The sequence below is a fragment of the Streptomyces tendae genome (genome assembly GCF_014650435.1).
Classification (GTDB): domain Bacteria; phylum Actinomycetota; class Actinomycetes; order Streptomycetales; family Streptomycetaceae; genus Streptomyces; species Streptomyces tendae.
Genome location: NZ_BMUY01000108.1, coordinates 1 through 585, shown reverse-complemented (window position 1 = coordinate 585; position 585 = coordinate 1). Strand labels below are relative to the sequence as shown.

Genomic DNA, 585 nt, shown 5'->3' with positions numbered 1-585 from the left:
AGTCCACGAATTCGTTCAGTGCCTCGCTGCAGGCGAGCATGGAGTCCGCGAACACCGGCGACGAGTCCAGCAGCTCCACTGCCATCCCCGCCCACTGCGATCCCTGCCCCGGAAACACGAAAACGGGACGGCGGGAATGGGCGGCCGCGTCACCCGGCACGGCCCGGGGAGCGGCGCGTCCGGCGCTCAACGCGTCCAGGGTGTCGAGAAGTTCGTCGCGCCCAGCGCCCACGACGACGGCCCGGTACTCCAGCGCCGTACGCCTCGTCGCGAGGACGAACGCCACGTCGGCGGAGGCCAGTTCAGGTCGCTCGGCCACGTGTGCGCGCAGCCGCTCGGCCTGCGCGCGCAGGGCATCGGGGGACGCGGCGGACAGCACCCACGGCACGGTTTCGGGCGCGCTGCCGAGGACGCCGTCGGACACTTCGGGCGCACCGCCGGTCCCGGGGGCGGCTTCGAGGATCACGTGGGCGTTGGTGCCGCTCACGCCGAACGACGACACCGCGGCCCGGCGGGGCTGCCCGGCCTCGGGCCACTCGCGCGACTCGGTGAGCAGCCGTACGTTTCCCGCCGTCCAGTCGATGT

Annotated in this window: 1 protein-coding gene; it reads right to left on the bottom strand. The window is 73.2% G+C overall.

The window, feature by feature from the left end; genetic code table 11:
• Nucleotides 1-585: ketoacyl-synthetase C-terminal extension domain-containing protein (locus IE258_RS40860; RefSeq protein WP_189750847.1), on the bottom strand; the 585-nt coding region annotated here is incomplete at both ends.